This window comes from Rhodococcus sp. NJ-530 (genome assembly GCF_003860625.1).
In the GTDB taxonomy this organism is placed as follows: domain Bacteria; phylum Actinomycetota; class Actinomycetes; order Mycobacteriales; family Mycobacteriaceae; genus Rhodococcus_F; species Rhodococcus_F qingshengii.
Genome location: NZ_CP034152.1, coordinates 3938978 through 3961394, shown reverse-complemented (window position 1 = coordinate 3961394; position 22417 = coordinate 3938978). Strand labels below are relative to the sequence as shown.

20 protein-coding genes and 2 pseudogenes are annotated in these 22417 nt (G+C 63.5%); 13 read left to right on the top strand and 9 right to left on the bottom strand.

Annotation, left to right across the window (positions count from 1 at the left end; genetic code table 11):
• Nucleotides 1-8 precede the first annotated feature (8 nt).
• Complete coding sequence (locus EHW12_RS18510) at nt 9-839, top strand: transglutaminase family protein (RefSeq protein WP_007731033.1); 831 nt, start codon at nt 9-11, stop codon at nt 837-839.
• Nucleotides 840-898: 59 nt separating this feature from the next.
• Entirely contained in the window at nt 899-1672 is a 774-nt protein-coding gene (locus EHW12_RS18505; RefSeq protein WP_003944482.1) for an aquaporin, read from the top strand.
• Between the two features lie 30 nt (nt 1673-1702).
• Here EHW12_RS18505 and EHW12_RS18500 read toward each other — a convergent pair.
• Nucleotides 1703-2235 (bottom strand): annotated as a pseudogene (locus tag EHW12_RS18500) (type II toxin-antitoxin system PemK/MazF family toxin).
• 72 nt (nt 2236-2307) lie between these two features.
• Between EHW12_RS18500 and lepA the strand changes: the two are divergent.
• The 3 genes from lepA to EHW12_RS18485 all read left to right on the top strand — a co-directional run bounded on the left by lepA (nt 2308) and on the right by EHW12_RS18485 (nt 6197).
• Entirely contained in the window at nt 2308-4200 is a 1893-nt protein-coding gene (gene lepA / locus EHW12_RS18495) for a translation elongation factor 4 (RefSeq protein ID WP_003944564.1), read from the top strand.
• A 6-nt stretch (nt 4201-4206) separates the two neighbouring features.
• The gene (locus EHW12_RS18490; RefSeq protein ID WP_030536619.1) at nt 4207-5136 is read left to right on the top strand and encodes a nitronate monooxygenase; all 930 of its coding nucleotides are present in this window, start codon (nt 4207-4209) and stop codon (nt 5134-5136) included.
• An 80-nt stretch (nt 5137-5216) separates the two neighbouring features.
• Nucleotides 5217-6197: an ABC transporter substrate-binding protein gene (locus EHW12_RS18485; RefSeq protein WP_231783562.1), complete on the top strand. Its 981-nt coding sequence runs from the start codon at nt 5217-5219 to the stop codon at nt 6195-6197.
• 57 nt (nt 6198-6254) lie between these two features.
• On the opposite strand, the gene EHW12_RS18480 is transcribed toward EHW12_RS18485, so the two are convergent.
• Nucleotides 6255-8213 carry a glycoside hydrolase family 15 protein gene (locus EHW12_RS18480; RefSeq protein WP_003944557.1) on the bottom strand — a complete coding sequence of 653 codons (1959 nt, stop codon included), beginning with the start codon at nt 8211-8213 and terminating at the stop codon, nt 6255-6257.
• Between the two features lie 82 nt (nt 8214-8295).
• Between EHW12_RS18480 and EHW12_RS18475 the strand changes: the two genes are divergently transcribed.
• The 6 genes from EHW12_RS18475 (at nt 8296) to EHW12_RS18455 (ending at nt 12648) form a co-directional block, all read left to right on the top strand.
• Nucleotides 8296-8502 carry a hypothetical protein gene (locus tag EHW12_RS18475; RefSeq protein WP_003944489.1) on the top strand — a complete coding sequence of 69 codons (207 nt, stop codon included), beginning with the start codon at nt 8296-8298 and terminating at the stop codon, nt 8500-8502.
• Nucleotides 8503-8625: 123 nt separating this feature from the next.
• On the top strand, nt 8626-8715 hold the full coding sequence (locus EHW12_RS36050) for an Ms4533A family Cys-rich leader peptide (RefSeq protein ID WP_309599318.1): 90 nt from the start codon (nt 8626-8628) through the stop codon (nt 8713-8715).
• Between the two features lie 196 nt (nt 8716-8911).
• Nucleotides 8912-9943, top strand: a complete 1032-nt coding sequence (locus EHW12_RS18470; protein ID WP_003944569.1) for a sulfate ABC transporter substrate-binding protein — start codon at nt 8912-8914, stop codon at nt 9941-9943.
• A gap of 7 nt (nt 9944-9950) precedes the next feature.
• On the top strand, nt 9951-10799 hold the full coding sequence (gene cysT / locus EHW12_RS18465) for a sulfate ABC transporter permease subunit CysT (RefSeq protein WP_030536617.1): 849 nt from the start codon (nt 9951-9953) through the stop codon (nt 10797-10799).
• The gene (cysW, locus tag EHW12_RS18460; protein ID WP_003944503.1) at nt 10796-11602 is read left to right on the top strand and encodes a sulfate ABC transporter permease subunit CysW; all 807 of its coding nucleotides are present in this window, start codon (nt 10796-10798) and stop codon (nt 11600-11602) included. The genes cysT and cysW overlap by 4 nt, the downstream gene beginning before the upstream one ends.
• Complete coding sequence (locus EHW12_RS18455; protein ID WP_007731046.1) at nt 11599-12648, top strand: sulfate ABC transporter ATP-binding protein; 1050 nt, start codon at nt 11599-11601, stop codon at nt 12646-12648. Before cysW ends, EHW12_RS18455 begins: the two co-directional genes overlap by 4 nt.
• A gap of 126 nt (nt 12649-12774) precedes the next feature.
• On the opposite strand, the gene EHW12_RS18450 is transcribed toward EHW12_RS18455, so the two are convergent.
• The 7 genes and pseudogenes from EHW12_RS18450 to EHW12_RS18420 all read right to left on the bottom strand — a co-directional run bounded on the left by EHW12_RS18450 (nt 12775) and on the right by EHW12_RS18420 (nt 20012).
• The gene (locus EHW12_RS18450; RefSeq protein WP_003944544.1) at nt 12775-13671 is read right to left on the bottom strand and encodes a universal stress protein; all 897 of its coding nucleotides are present in this window, start codon (nt 13669-13671) and stop codon (nt 12775-12777) included.
• 55 nt (nt 13672-13726) lie between these two features.
• Nucleotides 13727-14503: a DUF998 domain-containing protein gene (locus EHW12_RS18445; protein WP_042450193.1), complete on the bottom strand. Its 777-nt coding sequence runs from the start codon at nt 14501-14503 to the stop codon at nt 13727-13729.
• A 94-nt stretch (nt 14504-14597) separates the two neighbouring features.
• The gene (locus tag EHW12_RS18440; protein ID WP_007731050.1) at nt 14598-15353 is read right to left on the bottom strand and encodes a sirohydrochlorin chelatase; all 756 of its coding nucleotides are present in this window, start codon (nt 15351-15353) and stop codon (nt 14598-14600) included.
• A 4-nt stretch (nt 15354-15357) separates the two neighbouring features.
• A complete protein-coding gene (locus EHW12_RS18435; protein ID WP_020969973.1) occupies nt 15358-16644 on the bottom strand; it encodes a GTP-binding protein in 1287 nt (428 codons plus the stop codon).
• A pseudogene (cysD, locus tag EHW12_RS18430) lies at nt 16644-17578 on the bottom strand (sulfate adenylyltransferase subunit CysD). The gene EHW12_RS18435 and the pseudogene cysD overlap by 1 nt, the downstream one beginning before the upstream one ends.
• Nucleotides 17575-18288, bottom strand: coding sequence for a phosphoadenylyl-sulfate reductase (locus tag EHW12_RS18425; RefSeq protein ID WP_003944488.1), 714 nt, complete (start codon nt 18286-18288; stop codon nt 17575-17577). The pseudogene cysD and the gene EHW12_RS18425 overlap by 4 nt, the downstream one beginning before the upstream one ends.
• Nucleotides 18285-20012 carry a nitrite/sulfite reductase gene (locus EHW12_RS18420; protein ID WP_125051439.1) on the bottom strand — a complete coding sequence of 576 codons (1728 nt, stop codon included), beginning with the start codon at nt 20010-20012 and terminating at the stop codon, nt 18285-18287. Before EHW12_RS18420 ends, EHW12_RS18425 begins: the two co-directional genes overlap by 4 nt.
• 502 nt (nt 20013-20514) lie before the next feature.
• Here EHW12_RS18420 and hemW point away from each other — a divergent pair.
• Together hemW and EHW12_RS18405 are read left to right on the top strand one after the other, a co-directional pair.
• A complete protein-coding gene (hemW, locus tag EHW12_RS18410; RefSeq protein ID WP_125051437.1) occupies nt 20515-21741 on the top strand; it encodes a radical SAM family heme chaperone HemW in 1227 nt (408 codons plus the stop codon).
• A gap of 35 nt (nt 21742-21776) precedes the next feature.
• The gene (locus EHW12_RS18405; protein WP_054827651.1) at nt 21777-22397 is read left to right on the top strand and encodes a hypothetical protein; all 621 of its coding nucleotides are present in this window, start codon (nt 21777-21779) and stop codon (nt 22395-22397) included.
• The last annotated feature ends 20 nt before the right edge of the window (nt 22398-22417 follow it).

Sequence of the window (22417 nt, the reverse complement as noted above, 5' to 3'; positions counted from 1 at the left end):
GCTGGCGAATGAGGGTCGTGCACACCACGGGATATGCGTACGACGCCCCGGTGACGTCGTCGTACAACGAAGCGCGATTGACACCTCGCGGCGACACCAGGCAGACGGTGATACTCACGCGCGTCGAAACCCAGCCGGCCACACGTTCCTACCGATACACCGATTACTGGGGCACCGCGGTGACCGCCTTCGACTTGCACGCCCCGCATACGGAACTCGAAGTGACCGGACTGTCGGTGGTGGAGACGGAACCGTTCGTTCAGCCCGAGGAAACCGTCGACTGGGATGAATTGTCGGGAAACGCGATTAAAGATCGATTCAACGAACAACTGAGTTTCACGAGATATGTTCCGCGTGATCGTAAGCTGGCGACAATTGCCAAGGAATTGCGCAAAGATAAATCACCTGAAGATGCAGTAGTGGCTGCGTCGCAATGGGTTTACGGCGAAATGTCATATGTTCCGGGTACGACCGGAGTGCATACGTCGGCGGTCGAGGCGTGGTCGGCACGGAAAGGCGTCTGCCAGGACTATGCGCATCTGACCTTGGTATTGCTTCGAACGATGGGAATACCGTGTCGATACGTTTCCGGCTATCTCCACCCCAAACGTGATGCGGCAGTCGGGGACACGGTGGTCGGCGAATCGCACGCGTGGATCGAAGCGTGGACCGGCGCGTGGTGGGGATACGACCCGACCAATGCGATAGCTGTGAATGAACAGCATGTCTCGGTCGGAATAGGAAGGGACTATTCGGATGTGCCGCCATTGAAGGGAATCTTTTCCGGTGGACGCTCCACAGATCTCGAAGTTGTTGTGGAGATCACCAGGCTTGCGTAAAGTCCGGCAAATCTAGGCGCGTGAGCATTACTACCGTTCGATGAGAAGAAGGTGGGAATATGTCTCCAACTGCACAGGAATTGACTGAGATCGAACCGATCTCGGATGTGAAGAAGTATGCGGCCGAAGCGGTGGGAACATTCGTGCTCGTGTTCTCCGCAGTCGGAACTGCCGTCTTTGCAGGTGCGAAAGTCGGCAACCTCGGAGTTGCCTTCGCATTCGGCCTGACCCTGCTGTTCCTCGTATATGCGATCGGCCCGATTTCCGGTTGCCACGTCAACCCAGCCGTGACTCTCGGCCAATTCGTGATCGGGCGAATCTCAGCCGTCAATGCGGCGATTTACGTTGTCGCGCAAGTGATCGGCGGCTTGGTCGCAGGCGTCGTGATCTACACGGTGGCCAACAGTCTCCCGGCGTACAACCGTGCTGCTGACGGTTTGGGTGCAAACGGTTGGGGCGCACACAGTCCGTCTGCCGAGAAGAATCTTCTCGGAAACGTGGTTTCCGACGGCTACGGCATCGGTGCCGCCATGATCATCGAGATCCTGCTGACAGCACTGCTGGTATTCGTCGTTCTCGCGTCGACCGACCAGATCTCCGACGTGCCTCTCGCCGGGGTGTCCATCGGCTTCACCCTGGCCGTCATTCACCTGATCTCGATCCCGATCGACAACACCTCCGTCAACCCCGCTCGAAGCCTCGCTGTCGCGCCGTTCCAGGACGGTGCACTCGGCCAGGTGTGGTTGTTCATCGTGTTCCCGCTCATCGGCGGTGCGCTCGGTGCACTCATCTATCGAGCACTCTTCGGACGGTTCAACCGTATGGACAGCTGATCGACACTGTTTCCATCGTCCGGGTCGGCTTCAGCTCCAGCTGAAGTCGGCCCGAAGTTTTGCCGCGACCGCGTCGAACTTCTTGTGATCCATGACGGCGCCCTCGCGCCGGATCCCGCTCTCGGGAACGTCGAGCACCCGGTCGAGCCGGACCCAGCTGGGCCTTCCCTCGCCGTCCCATGGACCCGAACCGATTGCGAGCCAATCGCGCTCACCCTCGCGTTTACTCTGCGAAGACAACATCAGGCCGAGCAGCGTGTCGCCGTCGCGGCCGACAACCAGCACCGGGCGGTCTTTGCCCTGGGTCGGATCCTCCTCGTAGGCAACCCAGGTCCAGACGATCTCGCCCGGATCGGCCTTGCCGTCGAGGTCGGGGAGTACTCGACCTTGCGGGCGCGATGTGCGGTCGGAGACGTTCGCGCGGCGATCGGGCGGCCGGTCGGACCCGGCTTCGAGGCAGACGACTGGGACGTGGACGACTGCAGCTGGCGCAGCAACGCAGGGCCCTTCTCCACCGCGAGGGCGCCGAGGGTTCTGCCGATCTGCTTCCACATGCTTGCCATAGCGTTCGAGCATAATCACCCACCCGTGGGAACCCCTGGTACGGCGGCGCCGAGACTTGGATATCCTGAGGGTTGACAGTGGCCCGGATCCGGGCCGGTGCCGGTCCGACTAAGGGGTCTCCCATCAGCAGCTTCGCCGACAAGACGTTCACGGATCCTGCGCAGATCCGGAACTTCTGCATCATCGCGCACATCGACCACGGTAAGTCGACGCTGGCAGATCGCATGCTTCAGCTCACCGGTGTGGTCGAAGAGCGGGCGATGCGTGCGCAGTACCTGGACCGCATGGACATCGAGCGTGAACGCGGCATCACCATCAAGGCTCAGAACGTTCGTCTGCCCTGGACCGTCGACGGCGAAGAGTTCGTCCTCCACCTCATCGACACACCCGGCCACGTCGACTTCACGTACGAGGTCTCCCGCGCGCTCGAAGCATGTGAGGGTGCAATTCTGCTGGTCGACGCTGCTCAGGGCATCGAAGCTCAGACGCTGGCGAACCTCTACCTGGCGATGGAGAAGGATCTCAAGATCATTCCCGTCCTCAACAAGATCGACCTCCCGGCCGCGGATCCCGACCGCTATGCCGAAGAGATCGCGCACATCACGGGCTGCGAGCCCGGTGATGTCCTGCGCGTCTCGGGTAAGACCGGCATGGGCGTCAAGGAACTGCTCGACGAGGTCATCAAGCAGGTACCTGCGCCTGTCGGCGATGCTGACGGTCCCGCCCGCGCGATGATCTTCGACTCCGTCTACGACGCCTACCGCGGCGTGGTCACCTACGTGCGTGTGGTCGACGGTCGGATCCGTCCCCGCGAGAAGATCACGATGATGTCCACGGGCACCACACACGAACTGCTCGAGGTCGGCATCATCTCGCCCGAGCCGAAGGCCAGTATCGGTCTGGGCGTCGGCGAGGTGGGCTACCTCATCACGGGTGTGAAGGATGTCCGCCAGTCGCGCGTCGGTGACACCGTCACCACCACCCGCAACGGCGCGACCGAACCGCTGGTCGGCTACCGCGATCCCAAGCCGATGGTCTACTCGGGCCTCTACCCGATGGACGGCTCGGACTACCCCGTGCTGCGCGATGCCCTCGACAAGCTCCGTCTCAACGACGCGGCGCTGGCGTATGAACCCGAGACGTCGGTTGCCCTCGGATTCGGCTTCCGCTGCGGCTTCCTCGGCCTGCTCCACATGGAGATCACCCGCGACCGCCTCGAGCGTGAGTTCGGCCTCGAACTGATTTCCACCGCGCCCAACGTCGTCTACCGCGTCGTGATGGAGGACGGGGCCGAGGTCATCGTCACCAACCCGTCGTACTGGCCGGAAGGCAAGGTTCGCGAGGTCTACGAGCCCGTCGCCAAATGCACCGTCATCGCCCCGAGTGAGTACGTCGGCGCCATCATGGAGCTGTGCCAGTCCCGTCGCGGTGAGCTCGGCGGCATGGACTACCTCTCCGAGACTCGCGTCGAACTGCGCTACGAACTGCCCATGGGCGAGATCATGTTCGACTTCTTCGACGCCCTCAAGTCCCGCACCAAGGGTTATGCCAGCCTCGATTACGAGGAGGCCGGTGAGCAGCAGGCCGATCTGGTGAAGGTCGACATCCTGCTGCAGGGCGAGGCCGTCGACGCGTTCTCCTCGATCGTGCACCGTTCCAACGCCGGCGCTTACGGCGGACGCATGACGTCGAAGCTTCGTGAGCTGATTCCTCGCCAGCAGTTCGAGGTTCCGATCCAGGCCGCGATCGGCGCGAAGATCATCTCGCGCGAGAACATTCGCGCAATCCGCAAGGACGTTCTTGCCAAGTGCTACGGCGGCGACATCAGCCGTAAGCGCAAGCTGCTCGAGAAGCAGAAGGAAGGCAAGAAGCGCATGAAGACCATCGGTCGCGTCGAGGTGCCGCAGGAAGCATTCGTGGCGGCCTTGACGTCGGAATCGGTCGGCGAGAAGCCCAAGAAGTAGGAGCGCATGGTCACCACCTGGTTGTCCCGAGAGTTCGGAATCGAAATCCCGGTTCTCGGGGCGCCCATGGGTGGTCGCGCGGGCGGCGCGCTCGCCGGAGCTGTATCGGCGGCCGGCGGGTTGGGGCTGCTCGGCGCGGCTCGGTACAACACACCGGAGTGGATCGAGGCCGAAGCCGAAGTGGCCCGCTCGATCGGCGGAAAGTTCGGCGTCGGCCTGATGACGTGGTCGCTGCCCGAGAACGAGTTGATGCTCGACGCCGCGATTGCCGTCGAGCCGACCATGATCACCTTGTCGTTCGGTGATCCCGCCTCGTATGTCGGACGAATCCACGATGCGGGCATTCCCGTTGTGTCACAGATCAATACGCTCGAAGACCTTCGCATTGTCGAGGCCGCGGGTGTCGACGGCGTGATCGCGCAAGGCGGTGAGGCAGGCGGTCACACGGGCCGAATCGGAACCTTGCCGCTGCTGCAGGAGATCCTCGAAACGACATCACTTCCAGTACTGGCGGCCGGCGGAATCGGGACCGGCCGCGGTTTGGCCGCAGTCCTGGCAGCCGGCGGGGAAGGCGTGATGATCGGAACGGCGCTGCTCGCCAGCCCGGAGACGGTCGGGCCGGACTATGCCCGCGACCGCGTCGTCGAAGCCGGAAGTGCCGACACGATTTACACCTCGGTGTTCGACCGAGCGCGCAGTCAACCGTGGCCGCAGCGGTGGGGTGGCCGCGCGGTGGCCAACGAGTTCACTGCCGCCTGGCACGGAGTCGACGCCGATGAGGAAATGCTGGCAAAGGCGTACGACCCGTCGGATCCCCACAGCGGAGTCGTCTACGCCGGAGAAGCTGTCGGACTCGTACACGGAACCCATCCGGCCGGCGACGTGGTTCGACGCATCGGCGCCGATGCGGAGCGTCTGCTCTCTCGTTTCGCCTGAAAGCAAGGTCGGACACAACCGGGTCCCATATGAGAAGGTAAGCCTCTGCTAACTAGTGGAGGAGTATTTTCGTGCGTGCGATGAAGTTTTCGGCGGTGGCTCTCTTGGGAGCGCTGGTCGTAGGTATCAGCGGGTGTTCGTCCTCGGACGCCGACGAGATCGCGGGCGGTCGGGTCACCACGATCGACCACAAGTTCGGCGCCACCACGATCACCGGGACGCCGACGCGCATCGTCGCGGCCGACACCCAGTGGCTCGACGCTCTGCTCGAACTCGGAATCCAGCCGGTGGGGTACCTGGCTGCCGGCCCGATGGGCGACGAGCGTGGTCTGTTCCCGTGGGAGAGTGGCGTGGACGCGTCGGCGAAGGAACTCGATCGCTCGGCGATCCAGCAGTTCGGTGTCCCGCTCAAAGCTGAAGAAATTGCAGCCTTGGATCCCGATCTGATTCTCGGCGGGTTCTCCGTCGCCGATCAGAACGATTTCGACCAGTTGAGCAAGATCGCTCCGACAATTGCCGGTCTGTCCGACGTCCAGGTCGATCCGTGGCAGGACCAGGTGGAGATTCTCGGCCGGGTTCTCGACAAGGAGTCGCGAGCCGACGAGATCGTCGAGGCGACAAACGGGCAGATCGATGCGCTCGCACAGCGGTTGCCGGGGCTGAAGGGTAAGACCGCTCTTTTGTCGCAGTACGTCTTCCCGACGTCGCAGTTGGTGATCGTCGCTGATCCCAAGGACGGTGCTTCGGGACTGTTCACGCGTCTGGGAATGTCGTTGCCGCCCAAGCTGGTCGACGAGGCCGGTGTGACCGGTGGCCGGCTGATACTCAGCCCGGAACGGGTCGACGCTCTCAGCGCCGACGTCGTGGTGCTGCTGCCCAACGGCGGGTCGCTCGACGACATGATGAAGCTGCCGGGGTTTGCCGACCTGCCTGCAGTCAAGGGTGGCGGATTGGCCATCGTCGACTATCCGACTGTCGCCGGGTTGAACACTCCGTCGTCGCTGTCGCTGAAGTACTCGCTCGAATCGATCACGCCGCAGCTCGAAGCGGTGGCCGGCTAGACCTGCTGTGCGCCTTTATTAACCGCGGGCGGTTAATAAAGGCGCACAGCAGGGGGTCTAGGTCGCGTTGTGCGCGGGCTGGAAAGCTCCGGCTTCGGCAGCTTCCTCGGCGCGGATCACGTGGACCACGGCGTTGATCAGCGCCAGGTGTGTGAACGCCTGCGGGAAGTTACCCAGATGGCGACCGGTGTGCGCGTCGATCTCCTCCGCGTACAGCTTGAGCGGGCTCGCGAACCCGAGCAGACGCTCGCAGAGATGCTTTGCCCGATCCAGTTCGCCGATCTCGACGAGGGCGGAGACGAGCCAGAAGGAGCAGATGGTGAACGTGCCCTCTTCTCCGCTCAATCCGTCGTCGGTGGTGTCGACGCGATAGCGCAGGACCAACCCCTCTTCGGTGAGCTCGTCGGCGATCGCCAGCACCGTCGCCCGGATGCGCGGATCGTCGGCCGGCAGGAAGCGCAGCAGCGGTGCCAACAAGAGCGACGCGTCGAGTGAATCGTGGCCGTACCGCTGTGTCAGAACTCCGCGCGAGTCGACACCGTGCGCGAGGATGTCGGCCTTGATCTCGTCCGCGATGGCCGTCCATTGCTGTGCAAAGCTCTTCTCGCCCTGCATCTCTGCCAGTTTGGCGCCGCGATCGAGTGCGACCCAGCACATGATCTTCGACGACGTGAAGTGCTGCGGTTCACCGCGCACCTCCCAGATCCCGCGGTCGGGCTGGCGCCAATGCTTGATCGCTTCCTCGACCTGCTTCTTGAGCAGCGGCCACAACGCCTCGGGGACGCGCTCGCGGGTACGGATGTGGAGGTACACCGAGTCGAGCATGGTGCCCCAGATGTCGTGCTGCTGTTGATCGAACGCCCCGTTGCCGATACGCACCGGACGGGCGCCGTCGTAGCCGGACAGATGGTTGAGTTCGGATTCCTCGAGCGTGCGCTCGCCGCCGATGCCGTACATCACCTGCAAGGGATGCGGCTGACCGTTGTCCGAACTCGACACGTCGTAGATGAAGTTGAAGAAGTCGTTGGCCTCACGGTCCAACCCGAGCGTGTAGAGGCCCCACAGTGCGAAGGTGGAATCGCGAACCCACGCGTAGCGGTAGTCCCAGTTGCGTTCTCCGCCTGGTGTTTCCGGTAGCGAGGTCGTCGAAGCCGCAAGCAGGGCTCCGGTCGGTGCGTAGGTGAGCCCCTTGAGTGTGAGCGCACTGCGCTGTAGGTATCCGCGCCACGGGTGATCGGGGAACTTGCCGATCGTCACCCACTCACGCCAGGACTTGGACGTCTGCCACATCTTGTCGGCGGCCTCGTCGAACGTCTGCGGCGCGGGAAGATCCGACCACGAGAGCGCGACGTACACGTTGTCGCCTTCGACCAGTCGCGTCCGCGCTCGTGCTTCACGACCTTCCAGACCCAGTCGTAGGTCGGTGGTCAAGCGCAGAGTGGGATGGTCTCCGGGCTTGGCGGAGCGACACGTTGCCGTTGCTTCCTCGTAGACCTTTCCGGTGTACTCCCAATTCGCCGTGCCACGGTGATAGTCGAACGCGGGCTCACAGCTCATCTCGAGTTCGACGGTGCCGCTGACGCATTTGACCGTACGGAGAAGGGTGTGTTCGGCATCCCAGTCGGTCGGTGTGCGCTTGTGCGTGTTCGATCGCTTGTCGACGTTGTGCCAGGGACCGAGAACCAGGGCGTCGCGGACGACGAGCCAGCCGGTCTCGGTCTGCCAGGTGGTCTCGAGAATGAGTCCACCCGGCAGATAGCGCCGAGCGGCCGGCACGTTCTGGCCGTAGGGGCCGATACGGAAATGGCCTGCGCTGCGGTCGAGGATGGCACCGAACACGCTGGGGGAGTCCGGGCGGGGAACGCACATCCACTCGACAGATCCGTTACGGGCAATCAGGCACGAGGTTTCGCAATCGGAAAGAAACGCATAGTCGTCGATCGGGGGAAAGTTGCTTCGATGGTGACCCGTGGAGGCGGGAGGAATCGTCTGCACCACTTCGTCGTCAGCACTCATTCGGCCATCATCCGGCCAGAATCGGCACACGTCCAATCCACACGCTGTCGGGACCGTATCGTCCGAAGGATAGGGTGTTGGCGTGGATCGGATTGCGGATTGGTGGGACAGCTTCGAGCTGTGGATGGCGGGGCTCCCGTTCATCCCGCAGGTCGCGTTGGTCCTGATCGTCGTCGTTCCGCTGTGCCGCCTGGTGGCCATCGGTCTGGATCGCGCGTTGGCCGCCGTTCTCGCTCTGCCGCTCTTCGGCTGGTTGCGTAGGAATTCTCGAGAAGTAGAGGAAAGCTGATGCCCCGCTCACGGGTCACTCTCGCCCTGATAGCCCTGATTCTCCTCGTGATCGTCGCGTGGCTTCTCACCCGTTAGTTCTCCCGATTAGAGCGGGCGCCGGTGCTCTGCTAAAGTCCACCGCGTGTCCGAAGCAACAGCTCCCGTAATCCGCCACCAGTTGGCGTTGATTGCTGTCGGCATGCTCGACGTCGCTGACGTCGCCTGTTGTTGATTTCCTGAGTTCGACCTCTCCGGTGGTGCTGCGCACCCCACTCGAACTTCTCTGCGCGTAACTCGCGCCCCCGATTCAGGGCTCATCGCCCGTCGGCTCTCCATGTCTGAACATCCCGATGGAATCAGCCCCAGAGGTCTCGGACTTGTCGTTTGACCAACCCTCGTTTGTCAGTCCTTTCAGGAAGGTATCTGCAATGAAACGCCGTTCCCGCACACTTCTCACTGCTATCGCGACCATGGGGGCCGTGGTACTCACAGCGTGCAGTGGTGGCTCGAGCGACACCGTGGGTGGTGACAGCGCCGCCAGCGACGGTAGCGCCGGCACGATCAACCTGTTCGCCTACGCCGTGCCGAAGCCTGGCTTCGACAAGCTCACCGCAGCCTTCCAGGCGACCGACGAGGGCAAGAACGTCAACTTCAATCCTTCCTACGGCGCCTCGGGCGACCAGTCGCGCAAGGTGAAGGACGGTGCCGAGGCAGACTTCGTCAACTTCTCCGTCGAGCCCGACATCACCCGTCTGGTCGATGCCGGTCTGGTAGATCAGAACTGGAACCAGGACGCCTACAACGGAATTCCGTTCGGATCGGTAGTCACCATCGTGACGCGTCCGGGGAACCCGAAGGGCATCAAGGACTGGGACGACCTGCTTCAGCCCGGCCTCGAGGTCGTCACGCCGAACCCGTTCAGCTCCGGCTCGGCCAAGTGGAACCTCTTGGCGCCGTACGCCGCCAAGAGCGACGGTGGCAAAAACCCGCAGGCGGGGCTCGACTACGTCACCGCCTTGGTCAACGATCACGTCAAGATCCAGCCCAAGTCGGGACGCGAGGCTTCGGAAGCCTTCCTGCAGGGCAGCGGTGACGTTCTGATCAGTTACGAGAACGAGGCACTGTTCATCGAAGGCAACGGCGACCCGGTCGAGCACGTCACCCCGCCCACGACCTTCAAGATCGAGAACCCGGTTGCCGTGATCTCGAACAGCAAGGTCCTCGACAAGGCGACCGCGTTCAAGGACTACCTGTACACGACCGAGGGTCAGACGCTCTGGGCCGAAGCAGGATTCCGTCCCGTTGATCCCGCCGTCGCTGCCAAGTTCACGGACAAGTTCCCCGAGCCGACCAAGCTGTGGACCATTGCAGACCTCGGCGGCTGGAAGGCCGTTGACAGTGCTCTGTTCACCAAGGACACCGGTTCGATCGCAGTGATCTACGACAACGCGACCAAGTAAGACTGACGTGACTGACACTATTGACCCCACCCCCGTGGCTCGTCGGCGAAAACTCGCGCGGGTCACGGGGAGTGTGGGGCCGCTCGGAATCGGAGTGGCCACTCTGTGGCTCTCCGTGATCGTTCTGCTTCCGCTCGCCGCGTTGACCGCCACCGCGTTCGACGAGGGGATCTCCGGATTCTGGGACGCCGTCACCGCACCCGTCGCCTTGGCGTCGTTGCGCGTGACGTTGTTGGTCTCGGTGATCGTGGCACTGATCAACGTCGTGATGGGCACGATCATCGCGTGGGTGCTGGTCCGGGACGACTTCCCGGGCAAGCGCATCGTCAACTCGATGATCGATCTGCCGTTCGCACTGCCGACAATCGTGGCATCGATCGTGCTGCTGTCCCTCTACGGCCCGCAGTCACCGATCGACATCCATCTCAATGCAACCCAGCCCGGACTGATCGTGGCATTGGCCTTCGTGACCTTGCCGTTCGTGGTCCGTTCCGTGCAGCCGGTGCTGATGGAGGTCGACCGCGAAGTCGAGGAAGCCGCTGCGTCGTTGGGAGCTTCCAACTGGACGATCTTTCGCTCGGTTGTTCTCCCGACGTTGGCGCCTGCCGTCATCTCCGGTGCGGGCCTCGCGTTCGCCAGAGCGATCGGTGAATACGGCTCGGTCGTTCTGATCGGCGGCAACATCCCACGCGTGACACAGATGACGTCGCAGTACATTCAGCAGCAGATCGAGATCGATCGTCCGACCAACGCCGCTGCCGTCTCGGTAGCGTTGCTGGCCATCGCATTCGTGACGCTGTTCGTCCTGCGAATCTTCGCATCGCGGGGACAGCGACGTGAGGAGAGTTCCCGATGAACGTGTCCAGAGGATCGAAGATCGGTCTGCGGACCATCGCTCTCGTCTACCTGTTCGTGTTGCTGGTCGTGCCGATCGGTGTGATCCTGACGCGAACGTTCGAGAACGGAATCGGCCCGTTTCTCGAATCGATCACGACACCGGCAGCGATCTCCGCGCTGAATCTTTCGCTGATCATCGTGGCGATCGTGGTCCCGATCAACGTCGTGTTCGGCGTCGTCACTGCTCTGGCACTCGTGCGTGGGCGTTTCCCGGGCCGCGGAGTTCTGCAGTCGGTGGTCGACCTGCCCTTCGCGGTCTCGCCCGTCGTCGTCGGTGTGTCGTTGATTCTTCTGTGGGGTGCCAACGGTTGGTTCGGCGGAATCGAATCGTTGGGGTTCAAGGTCATCTTCGGTTTGCCAGGCATGGTGATCGCGACGATTTTCGTGACGCTGCCCTTCGTCGTCCGGGAAGTCGAACCCGTACTTCACGAGATCGGCGACGAGCAGGAACAAGCAGCCGCGACGCTCGGTGCCTCGGGCTGGCAGACGTTCTGGCGGATCACCTTGCCCGCGATCCGTTGGGGCCTGACATACGGAATCGTGTTGACGGTGGCGCGTTCGCTCGGTGAATTCGGCGCAGTCATCATGGTCTCTTCCGGCTTCCCGGGGGTATCCCAGACACTGACGTTGCTGGTGCACTCGCGATACATCGACGACCACAACACCTTTGGTGCGTATTCGGCGGCAACGCTGCTGATGGGCATCGCCATCATTGTCCTGTTGCTGATGACGCTGCTGGACCGTAAGAGGAGCACCACATGATCACAGTGACCGGGGCCCGCAAGAACTACGGTGATTTCGCGGCGCTCGACGACGTGACGGTCAACATTCCCTCGGGTTCGTTGACGGCATTGCTCGGGCCCAGTGGCTCGGGAAAGTCGACGTTGCTGCGTTCGATCGCAGGGCTTGAAGAACTCGATTCGGGAACCATCACCATCGCAGGCAAGGACGTCACCGGCGTGTCGCCGCAGAAGCGTGACATCGGTTTCGTGTTCCAGCACTACGCGGCGTTCAAGCACATGACCGTGCGGGACAACGTGGCGTTCGGGCTCAAGATCCGCAAGCGCCCGAAGCCGGAGATCGAGAAGAAGGTCAACGAACTACTGGGGATCGTCGGTCTCGACGGGTTTCAGCATCGGTACCCCGCGCAGCTCTCCGGCGGTCAGCGTCAGCGCATGGCGTTGGCGCGCGCTCTGGCTGTGGATCCACAGGTGCTCCTGCTCGACGAGCCCTTCGGCGCGCTCGACGCGAAGGTGCGTGCCGACCTGCGCACGTGGTTGCGTCGCCTGCACGACGAGGTGCACGTCACCACCGTCCTGGTCACCCACGACCAGGAAGAGGCTCTCGACGTCGCCGACCGCATCGCGGTGCTGAACAAGGGGCGGATCGAGCAGATCGGTGAACCTGCCGACCTGTACGACCGCCCGTCCAACGACTTCGTGATGTCCTTCCTCGGATCCGTCGCGAAGCTCAACGGGCAGTTGGTCCGTCCGCATGACATCCGTCTCGGCCGCGATCCGAGCATGGCTCTCGCGCAGGAATCCGGAACGGCCGAGTCGCTCGGCGTCACACGCGCAACCGTCGAGCGCGTCGTGTACCTCGGCTTCGAGGTTCGAGTGGACCTGCGCAACGAGGCAACCGGCGAGCTCTTCTCGGCTCAGGTCACGCGCGGTGACAGTGCAGCGCTGCACCTCGAGGCGGGGGAGACGGTGTACGCGCGTGCTACCCGGGTGCCGGATCTGCCGGAGACCCCGGTGTCGACGCCGGTGCAGGAGCCGGTCACGGTGAGCGTGGTCGGCCAGGTATGACCCGCTCGCCCTGTTCGACCTGTTGTACCCCCACTCCTGTTTGAGCGAACGGCACTTTCGGACTCCTGATGGCGCCGAAAGTGCCGTTCGCTCAGAGTTGGGGGGCCGGGCAACAGCGAGACGAGTTCAGCCCTCTCGGCAGACGAGGACCGGGCATTGGGCGTGGTGGATGAGGCTCTGACTGGTCGAACCGACTATCGACGCCATGAACGGGCTGCGGCCGTGGCTACCGACGACTACGAGTTGGGCTTCCGCCGAGTGCTCGAGCAGTGCCTTCATCGGTCCGCTGCGCTGGACACTGCGGGTGACCTCGACATCGGGGTACTTCTCCGTCCAGCCGGCGAGGCACTCGGACAGCAGTGCATGCTCATGCTGTTCGTACGGTCCCCAGTCGACGAAGCGCCTGGCTTCGGAATACCCGCCCAGCGAGGCGTGCTCGTTCCACGTGTGGACCGCAACCAAAGGTGCGCCGAGGAACGCGGCAAACTCGAAGGCATGCGCGACGGCGAGTTCGCTGAGCTTGCTCCCGTCGACGCCGACGACGATGGGCCTGGTGTCGGCCATCGCGTGATCACCCGTACCGCGGAATACGGCCACGGGACAGTGCGCGCGGTTGACCACCCGAATGGTGTCGGATCCGAGAAACACGGACTGCATTTCGCTGGTGCCGGCCTGACCCAGTGCAACGATGCGAGCCGACTTCGAGAGTTCGACGAGTGTGGTTGCGGGAGTACCGGTCACGAGGCCACGTTCGACGGTGACGTCGGTGTGATCATCGCGGATGGCGTCCTCGGCCTCGTCGAGCAATTTTGCACCCTCGACGCGAAGGTGGTGGTCGAACATCTCTTCGTCGGTGACGTTGGTACCGCCACCGGACTCGGGTTGTCCTGGCAGCACGTGGGTCAGGCGAAGTGGTTCGTCGAATCTCTTTGCAGCCGAAGCTGCCCACCTCGCGGCGTTGACCGCGCTTGCCGAGCCGTCGATACCGGCCACGATTCCGTGTCGAACAGATGCACTGGTCATGGAAGTCTCCTCGCGTCGCCTCCCTACCAGTGTGTCCCTGGTCACCCCGGGTTCGCTACAAACTCGTCAGCTTCCGCGGTGCGAGAACGTCGGTAGGCACAGCCGCGCGAGATCGACGCGGGCGCAACGACAACAGAGCGGTGATGAATCCGTTACCGGACAGTGTCAGTTCCACGTTCTTCAACACGGTTCGGCGCATCAACGCAAGCAGGGCTGCGACGCCGGTGACGGCCATCCACATAGGCAGCGGGTACAGCGTCAGGCGTTCACCAAGGCCGAAAGTGAGGGTTCGTCCGAGAAGCAGTACGGCACCTACGATTCCGGTAGCCGCGCACAGCCCCGACCACACTGCGATCCATTTGCTGTGCTTCCAGAATTGAATTGCCATGAGGACGAGAACGGCATGACGTGCGACGAAGCCGGGAAGTACGGCGGTCCAATGAACGAAGGTCCCGTCGTTCGCCGGGAAGAGGCCGGTGGCCGCGGTGCTCAATGCAACGACGACGGCAAGACCGAGAATCCACTTCTTCGCACGACCGTCCGGAATGTACTTGTGCAGCAAGGCTGCACCGAGGATGGTGAGCGCACCGAGGATCATGAAGGCCGCGTTCATCACGTCGTGCATCGGCGAACACGAATCCACGCTGCATGTCGTCACGCCCAGCGAACTGATGGAGTCGCGCGCGAAGCTGTACGGCGTCTTCCATGCTCCGGCTGTGAAGATTTCGACAAGCAGGTAGAGCACCGACAGGACCCATGCGATGCCGGCTGTGCCGAGGCGAAGATTGTGAGTGATGGTGTTCCCTCTCGCGGCGCTCTGAGGGGATTGCACCCAAAGATCTGTTTCGCAGGCGAAGGAGGTACCTTCGCGAGCTGGACAGATCCAACACTACGGTAACAATCTGATAACGGCCTGTGAAACCGGATCAGGCGGAGCGGACCAGACGGTCGGGTAGTGCATCAGCGACTTGTCGGTAACGGTCGATCATCGTTTCGATCAGTAGAGAGTGCCCACCGATCGTGTCGGCGAAACGCGCGCGCGGACATGCAGTTGCTGCGGCAGCGCTGAGTCGATCGGTCAGTAGGCCGGGAGCCAAGAACCACGGTGCGACGACAACACGTTCGGCGCCGTCCTGCTCGAGTGCGGAGATCGCCTGGGCAACTGTCGGTTCCGCGGATGTCGCGAAACAGATTCGAACGCCCGACCAGTTGGTTCCGCCGAGGAGAGTGGACGCCAATTCTGCGGTCGCGGCATTGGCGCGCGCGTCGGACGAGCCGACTGCCGCAAGAGCGACACCGACCGACGGATCGTCCGGGCGGGCACCCGCTTCGAGAATTCGCTCGCGTACTGCCTCGATCAGCCGAGCATCGCGACCCAGCACGTCTGCTTGGAACACGGTCAACTGGGGGTGGCGTGTCGCGGCAGCGGCCAAGAGTCCGGGCAGATCTACCCGGGCGTGGAAGGCATTGCCCAGCAGCATCGGAACAACAACGGCGTGAGTGTGGCCGTCGTGTGCAACTCCGTCCAGGACCTGATCGATGGACGGTGCATTGAGGTCGAGGAACGCCAGCCGGACATCGAGGTCTGGCCGGACTTCACGAAGAGCTGCCACAGCAGCCGCGATCACCCGAGCAGAACGGGGGTCACGGCTGCCGTGCGCAACAGCGATGAGCGGAACCATCGACTTAGACGCGCTCGCCCAATTCGACAGCGGAAATGACGTCGCCCACCAGGCCGGCTGCGAGAGTGTTTCCACCAGCGGGATCGATCAGCAGGAAGCTGCCGGTGTGGCGGTTGACGGCGTAGTCGTCAGCCACGATCGGCTCGGCCACCCGGATGGAGATCTTGCCGATCTCGTTGAGCTCGAGAGTGTCCGGGCCCTGATCCGTGGTGAGGTCCTGCTCGTTGAAGCGTTCCACCAAGCTGCCCACGATGGCCTGCGTCGTTCGCGTGCCGTGCTTGAGCAGCAGACGTGCACCGGGGCGCAGCGACTTCTCGGCCAGCCAGCAGACAGTGGCGTCGAATTCGCCGATCGGCTCGGGTGCGTCGGACGGCGATGCGATGGTGTCGCCGCGTGAGACGTCGACGTCGTCGGCCAGGATCAGCGTGACGCTGCGTCCGGCGTGGGCGACGTCCAGTTCGCCGTCGGCCGTGTCGATACGTGTGACGGTGGTGCGCGTACCCGAGGGCAGGATCACCACTTCGTCGCCGGGCACGACGGAACCGGCAGCGACCTGACCGGCGTAGCCGCGGTAGTCGAGGAACTCTGCGGTGCGGGGGCGGATCACGTACTGCACCGGGAAACGCAGACCGACGCGATGTGGCTCGGCGTCGACCGGAATCGACTCGAGGTGCTCGATCAGTGTGGGGCCGGTGTAGTACGGGGTCTTGTCGGAGCGGATGGCGACGTTGTCACCGTGCAGTGCCGACACCGGGATCTCGACGACGTCTTCGCTTGCCCAGCCAAGTGAGCTGGTGAGTTCGTTGAACTCGGCGGAGATCGAGGTGAAGACCTCTTCGGGGTTCTCGACGAGGTCGATCTTGTTCACGGCGAGAACGAGCTTCGGGACACCGAGCAACGCGAGAACCGCTGCGTGCCTGCGAGTCTGCGCGATGACGCCCTTGCGAGCATCGACCAGCAGGATCACGAGCTGAGCCGTCGAGGCACCGGAGACCGTGTTGCGGGTGTACTGCACGTGGCCCGGTGTATCGGCGAGCACGAAGGTGCGCTTGGGGGTCGCGAAGTAGCGGTACGCCACGTCGATGGTGATGCCCTGCTCACGCTCGGCGCGCAGTCCGTCCACCAGGAGCGAGAGGTCAGGGGTGTCGAGACCGCGGTCCACCGACGCACGGGTCACGGCGTCGATCTGGTCGGCGAGAACGGATTTCGTGTCGTACAACAGACGGCCCACGAGGGTGGACTTTCCGTCGTCGACGCTGCCGGCAGTTGCCAGTCTGAGCAGATCGCTCATCAGAAGTAGCCCTCTCGCTTGCGGTCTTCCATGGCCGCTTCGGAAACTCGGTCGTCGCCACGGGTCGCGCCGCGCTCGGTCAAACGTGATGCCGCAACCTCGGCCAGGATGGCCTCGTTGTCAGCGGCATCGGAGAGGACTGCGCCGGTGGTCGAACCGTCGCCGACGGTGCGGTATCGCACCGAAAGGGTCTGCAGCTCTTCGCCGTCAGCCGGCCCACCCCAGACTCCGGGGGTCATCCACATGCCGTCGCGCTGGTACACCGGACGCTGGTGGGCGTAGTAGATGCTGGCGAGCTCGACGTTGTCGCGGGCGATGTAACGCCAGATGTCCAGCTCGGTGAAGTTGCTGAGCGGGAAGACGCGTACCTGCTCGCCGGGGAGTGGCGACCGTTGTACAGGTTCCACAGCTCCGGGCGCTGCTTCTTGGGATCCCACTGTCCGAAAGCGTTGCGCAGCGAGAAGATCCGCTCCTTGGCGCGGGCCCGCTCCTCGTCGCGGCGAGCGCCGCCGAAGACGGCGTCGAAACGATTCTCCGAGATCGCGTCCAGCAACGGCACGGTCTGCAGCGGGTTGCGGATACCGTCGGGGCGCTCGGTGAGGCGACCGTCCGCGATGTACTCCTCGACGCTGGCCACGTGCAGGCGCAGGTTGTACTTGGCTACCACGTGGTCGCGGAAGTCGAGGACTTCCTGCAGGTTGTGGCCGGTGTCGACGTGCAGCAGGGTGAACGGCAGCGGCGCAGGCCAGAAGGCCTTGATCGCCAGATGCAGCAGCACCGTGGAATCCTTACCGCCCGAGAAGAGAATGACCGGGCGTTCGAATTCGCCGGCTACCTCTCGGAAGATGTGGATCGCTTCGGACTCGAGGGCGTCGAGAGTATCGAACTGTGTGCCGTCGAGCTGAGGCCGTGAAGGTGTCAAGTCAACTGTCATGATGCGTGCAACCCGCATTCTGTCTTGGAGGCACCGGCCCAACGACCGCTACGCGGATCGCTGCCGGGGGCTGGCTTGCTGGTGCAGGGTGCGCAGCCGATGGACGGATATCCCTCGTCGACAAGGGGATTGACGAGGATGGAATTGGTGTCGATGTAGTTCTGCATCTCCTCGTCCGACCAGGGAGCGATCGGGTTGATCTTCACGAGTCCGAAGGCTTCGTCGAAGGAGATCAGGGGAGCGTTGGCGCGGGTGGGCGCTTCGACGCGGCGGATGCCGGTCACCCACGCGCTGTACCCGGACAGTGTCTGCTTGAGCGGCGCGACTTTGCGTAGTGCGCAGCAGCGGTTGGGATCACGGGCGAACAGATCCTTGCCCTCGGCGACATCCTGCTCGGCGACGCTTGCCAGCGCACGAGCGTTGATGACGTTGACGCCGTACACCTGCTCGACCGCGTCACGCGTGCCGATGGTTTCGGGGAAGTGGTAGCCGGTGTCGAGGAAGAGGACGTCGACGCCCGGATGCACCTGTGCGGCAAGGTGAACCAACACCCCGTCCTGCATGTTCGACGCCACGATGTACGAGTCACCGAACGTGTCCTCGGTCCACTGCAACAGTTCCTGCGCGCCGGCTCCGTCGAGTTCTACTGCACCGCGCTCGGCGATGGACCGAAGCTCGTCGGCAGTTGCTCGCGAAATGTCCACTGTCATCGCAAATCTCCTTCGTCTGCGCGCACTGCCCATTCGGCGAACCGTTCACCTTCGTTGCGGTTCTTGACGAACTGACGTACGACGCGGTCGATGTAGTCACCCATCTCGACGCTGGTGACCTTGTGCTGGCGCAGCTTGCGTCCGAAGGCGCTGTCGAATCCGAGGCTGCCTCCCAGGTGAACCTGGAAACCCTCGACTTGATTCCCCTCACCGTCGTCGACGAGCTGGCCCTTGAAGCCGATGTCGGCGATCTGCGAGCGAGCACAGGAGTTGGGGCAACCGTTGATGTTGATGGTGATCGGCACGTCGAGCTGGCTGTTGATGTCGGCGAGACGCTGCTCGAGTTCGGGCACGAGCACCTGCGAACGCTTGCGGGTCTCGGCGAACGAGAGCTTGCAGAACTCGATGCCGGAGCAGGCCATCAGGTTCTTGCGCCAGTGTGACGGTCGGGCGGGAAGGCCCAGCGCGTCGAGATCGGCGATGAGCGGCTCGAGCGTCTCGTCGGCGACGTCGAGGATGATCAGCTTCTGGTACGGAGTGAAGCGGATCCGGTCGCTGCCGGCCTTCTCCGCGGCGTCGGCGACCTGAGCCAGGATGTCTCCCGAGACGCGGCCGGCGATCGGAGCGAAACCGACTGCGTTGTGGCCGTTGCGGGTCTTCTGGATGCCCACGTGATCGATCGGGCGCTTGGGCTTCTCGGGCGCGGGGCCGTCGATGAGCGGGCGCTCGAGGTACTCGGTCTCGAGAACCTCGCGGAACTTCTCGATACCCCAGTCCTTGACGAGGAACTTGAGCCTGGCCTTCGCGCGCAGACGGCGGTAGCCGTAGTCACGGAAGATCGAGACGACGCCCTCCCAGACATCGGGGACCTCGTCGAGCGGAATCCAGGCGCCGACGCGCTGCGCCAGCATCGGGTTGGTGGACAGTCCGCCGCCGACCCAGAGGTCGAGGCCCGGGCCGTGCTCGGGGTGGTTCACGCCGATGAAGGCGATGTCGTTGATCTCGTGAACGACGTCCTGCTGGCCGGAGATGGCGGTCTTGAACTTGCGCGGCAGGTTGGAGTACTTGGGGTCGCCGATGTAGCGGCGAACGATCTCGTCGATCGCCGGGGTGGGATCGAGGACCTCGTCGAGCGATTCGCCGGCCAGGGGAGAACCGAGGACGACGCGGGGGCAGTCACCGCACGCTTCGGTGGTCTTGAGTCCGACGGCTTCGAGGCGCTTCCAGATCTCCGGAACGTTCTCGACCTCGATCCAGTGGAACTGGACGTTTTCGCGGTCGGACAGGTCGGCGGTGTTCCGGCCGAATTCCTTCGAGATGCCGGCGATGGTGCGCAGCTGCTCGACGTTGAGAGCGCCGGCGTCGCAACGCACGCGCATCATGAAGTACTTGGCCTCGAGCAGGTCGATGTTCTCGTCGCCGGTGAAGGTGCCGTCGTAGCCTTCTTCGCGCTGGGTGTAGAGACCCCACCAGCGGAAGCGGCCGCGAAGGTCGCCCTTGTCGATGCTGTCGAAGCCCTGCTTGGAGTAGATGTTCTCGATGCGGGCCCGAACGTTGAGCGGGTTGTCGTCCTTCTTGGCCTGCTCGTTGGCGTTGAGAGGCTCGCGGTAACCGAGGGCCCACTGACCTTCGGCGCGACGCTTGGCGGGACGCGCAGCGCGTGCAGGCCGGGCTTCGGCAGCTGCCGAATCGGCGGGTGTGGCGGCGTCGGTGGTCGACGTCATCGATGAACTCCTGGATCTGGGCGGTTGATCGGCACGCGGCACGCACTATCGATGAACTGTGGCGGTGTCTGATCGGGACGCACCGGTCCGTGTCGGAAATCGAGGGGGCTGTCCTCGGTCTCGGAAAGCTCGCGGCCGGCAGGTGTGCTCACGAAAACGAACAGCTGGAGAAGCTGCGTCCCTGAAAAGGCATTTCTCTGCAGAGAGTGTTTCGGTGAAGCAGATGGAGATGAGCGGGAAAGGCTGGAAGATCAGTGAAAGATCAACAGCTACACAGGTGCAGACACGACGAGCTGCACACACGCTTGAAGTCGACATGGCGACGCGCCACAAGTCGCACTCCGAGTCCGGTCATGCGGACCATTGTGCCACGTCAACTCGATAATTCCGACTCGGGTGCGTATTTCCACGAAAAACGGGGGAAATATCGAGTTCAAGCCGTACGCCGACCTGCATCGCAGGCTGAATAGGTGTGCGTTCCGGATGCTGGGACACTGGAGGCGTGAATGCCACCAGCACGACTCCCACTCGACAGAGCGAGGCGACGCCCTTCGCCTTGCCCGCGCGATCGCTCGAGGGTGTCGGGAAACGGCCGTTCGGGATCTACATCCACGTCCCGTTCTGTGCCACCAGGTGTGGGTACTGCGATTTCAACACCTACACGGCCGGAGAGCTCGGAACTTCCGCCTCGCCGCAATCGTGGTTGGAAGGTCTGCGGCGCGAACTCGATCTCGCGGCCGAGATGACGGGCGCCCCGGCGGCGGAGACCGTGTTCGTGGGCGGTGGAACGCCGTCGCTGCTCGGTGGTGACGGATTGTCCGACGTGCTGTCGGCGGTGCGGAGCAGCTTCGGCCTGGCGTCCGGCGCCGAAGTGACCACGGAATCGAACCCCGAATCGACGTCGCCGGAGTTCTTCGGTGCTCTCCGCAGCGCTGGATTCACCCGGATTTCCCTCGGCATGCAGTCGGCCGCCCAGCACGTTCTGAAGATCCTCGACCGCACGCACACCCCCGGTCGCGCCGTCGCTGCCGCGAAAGAGGCTCGCGGAGCTGGTTTTTCGCACGTGAATCTCGATTTGATCTATGGAACCCCGGGGGAGCGCGATCAAGACCTGGACGCCTCACTCGATGCGGTCCTTTCCGCCGATGTCGATCACGTCTCGGCCTACGCGTTGATCGTCGAGGACGGCACCGCCATGGCTCGCAAGGTCAGGCGCGGCGAGCTGCCCGCCCCGGACGACGACGTGCTGGCCTCGCGGTACGAACGAATCGATTCACGCCTGTCCGAGGCAGGCTTGCGGTGGTACGAGGTCTCCAACTGGGCAAAGGCGGAAACCGCGGACTCCGGTGACACCCGGTGTCGTCACAACCTCGGCTACTGGGACGGCGGTGACTGGTGGGGTGCCGGTCCGGGCGCGCACAGCCACGTCGGCGGAGTGCGGTGGTGGAACGTCAAGCACCCGGCGCGGTACGCGGAACAGTTGGCGCTCGGCGAACTTCCCGTCGGCGGCAGCGAAGAACTGACCGCCGAGGACGAACACATGGAGCGAGTCATGCTGACCGCACGGTTGCGTACGGGACTTCCGTTGTCGGAACTGTCTGCATCCGAACGTCTTTCGGCCGAACAGGTGGTAGTCGACGGGTTGGCCGTGATCGAGAACGATCACGTGGTTCTCACCGACCGTGGTCGCCTGCTCGCCGATGCGGTGATTCGCACGATCCTGACCTGACGCGCAACCATCCTTCGCCGCGTAATGTGGCCGTGGTGGCCATCATTCATCGTGCGCAGCTGAATCCGTCCAAGAACGACCTGCTCCGAGCGTGGGTGCCCAAGCAGCAGTGGCTCGGGTCGGTCGACTGTTCGACGCTCGAACGCGTCGACGCCTATCGTTTCGACGACCCGGACGGCGAGGTCGGAATCGAGACGCACCTGATGCGCTCTGCCGACGGTCGAATTCTTCAGGTCCCGCTCACTTATCGTGGTGCTCCGCTGGACGGGGCGGAGACCGCGCTGATCGCGACCATGGATCATTCGGTACTCGGCGAACGGTGGGTGTACGACGCATGCTGTGATCCGGTCTACGTCAGCGCGGTGGCGACCGCGATTCTGACGGGTGGGGCCGGAGTCGAACTGGTCTTCGCGGACACCGCCGATCACATCCCCGTGACGGCTCGCGTAGTAGGCAGCGGTACGGCCCGCGCTTCCGTACCGGCAGTCGAATCCGTGACCTGCTCGACAGTCGGCACCGACACGACCATCAGCGCGGGAGATCTGGAATTGACCGTGGTGAGAGTGATCGACGCAGATCGAGTGTCAGGCTCGGCAACACTCACCGGAACCTGGCCGGGGCAGACGAATCCCGCACTGCTCGCGTTCGTCGGTTGAGTCTCGGTACCCGAGTCGCG

Excerpts from the sequence above, each read along its gene's own strand:
- EHW12_RS18505 (WP_003944482.1), top strand. The coding sequence starts at position 899 with ATGTCTCCAACTGCACAGGAATTGACTGAGATCGAACCGATCTCGGAT.
- EHW12_RS18490 (WP_030536619.1), top strand. The coding sequence starts at position 4,207 with ATGGTCACCACCTGGTTGTCCCGAGAGTTCGGAATCGAAATCCCGGTT.
- EHW12_RS18450 (WP_003944544.1), bottom strand. The coding sequence starts at position 13,671 with ATGACCAGTGCATCTGTTCGACACGGAATCGTGGCCGGTATCGACGGC.
- EHW12_RS18480 (WP_003944557.1), bottom strand. The coding sequence starts at position 8,213 with ATGAGTGCTGACGACGAAGTGGTGCAGACGATTCCTCCCGCCTCCACG.
- EHW12_RS18440 (WP_007731050.1), bottom strand. The coding sequence starts at position 15,353 with ATGGTTCCGCTCATCGCTGTTGCGCACGGCAGCCGTGACCCCCGTTCT.
- EHW12_RS18420 (WP_125051439.1), bottom strand. The coding sequence starts at position 20,012 with ATGACGTCGACCACCGACGCCGCCACACCCGCCGATTCGGCAGCTGCC.
- EHW12_RS18470 (WP_003944569.1), top strand. The coding sequence starts at position 8,912 with ATGAAACGCCGTTCCCGCACACTTCTCACTGCTATCGCGACCATGGGG.
- EHW12_RS18455 (WP_007731046.1), top strand. The coding sequence starts at position 11,599 with ATGATCACAGTGACCGGGGCCCGCAAGAACTACGGTGATTTCGCGGCG.
- EHW12_RS18485 (WP_231783562.1), top strand. The coding sequence starts at position 5,217 with ATGAAGTTTTCGGCGGTGGCTCTCTTGGGAGCGCTGGTCGTAGGTATC.
- cysW (WP_003944503.1), top strand. The coding sequence starts at position 10,796 with ATGAACGTGTCCAGAGGATCGAAGATCGGTCTGCGGACCATCGCTCTC.
- EHW12_RS18510 (WP_007731033.1), top strand. The coding sequence starts at position 9 with ATGAGGGTCGTGCACACCACGGGATATGCGTACGACGCCCCGGTGACG.
- EHW12_RS18435 (WP_020969973.1), bottom strand. The coding sequence starts at position 16,644 with ATGAGCGATCTGCTCAGACTGGCAACTGCCGGCAGCGTCGACGACGGA.
- EHW12_RS18425 (WP_003944488.1), bottom strand. The coding sequence starts at position 18,288 with ATGACAGTGGACATTTCGCGAGCAACTGCCGACGAGCTTCGGTCCATC.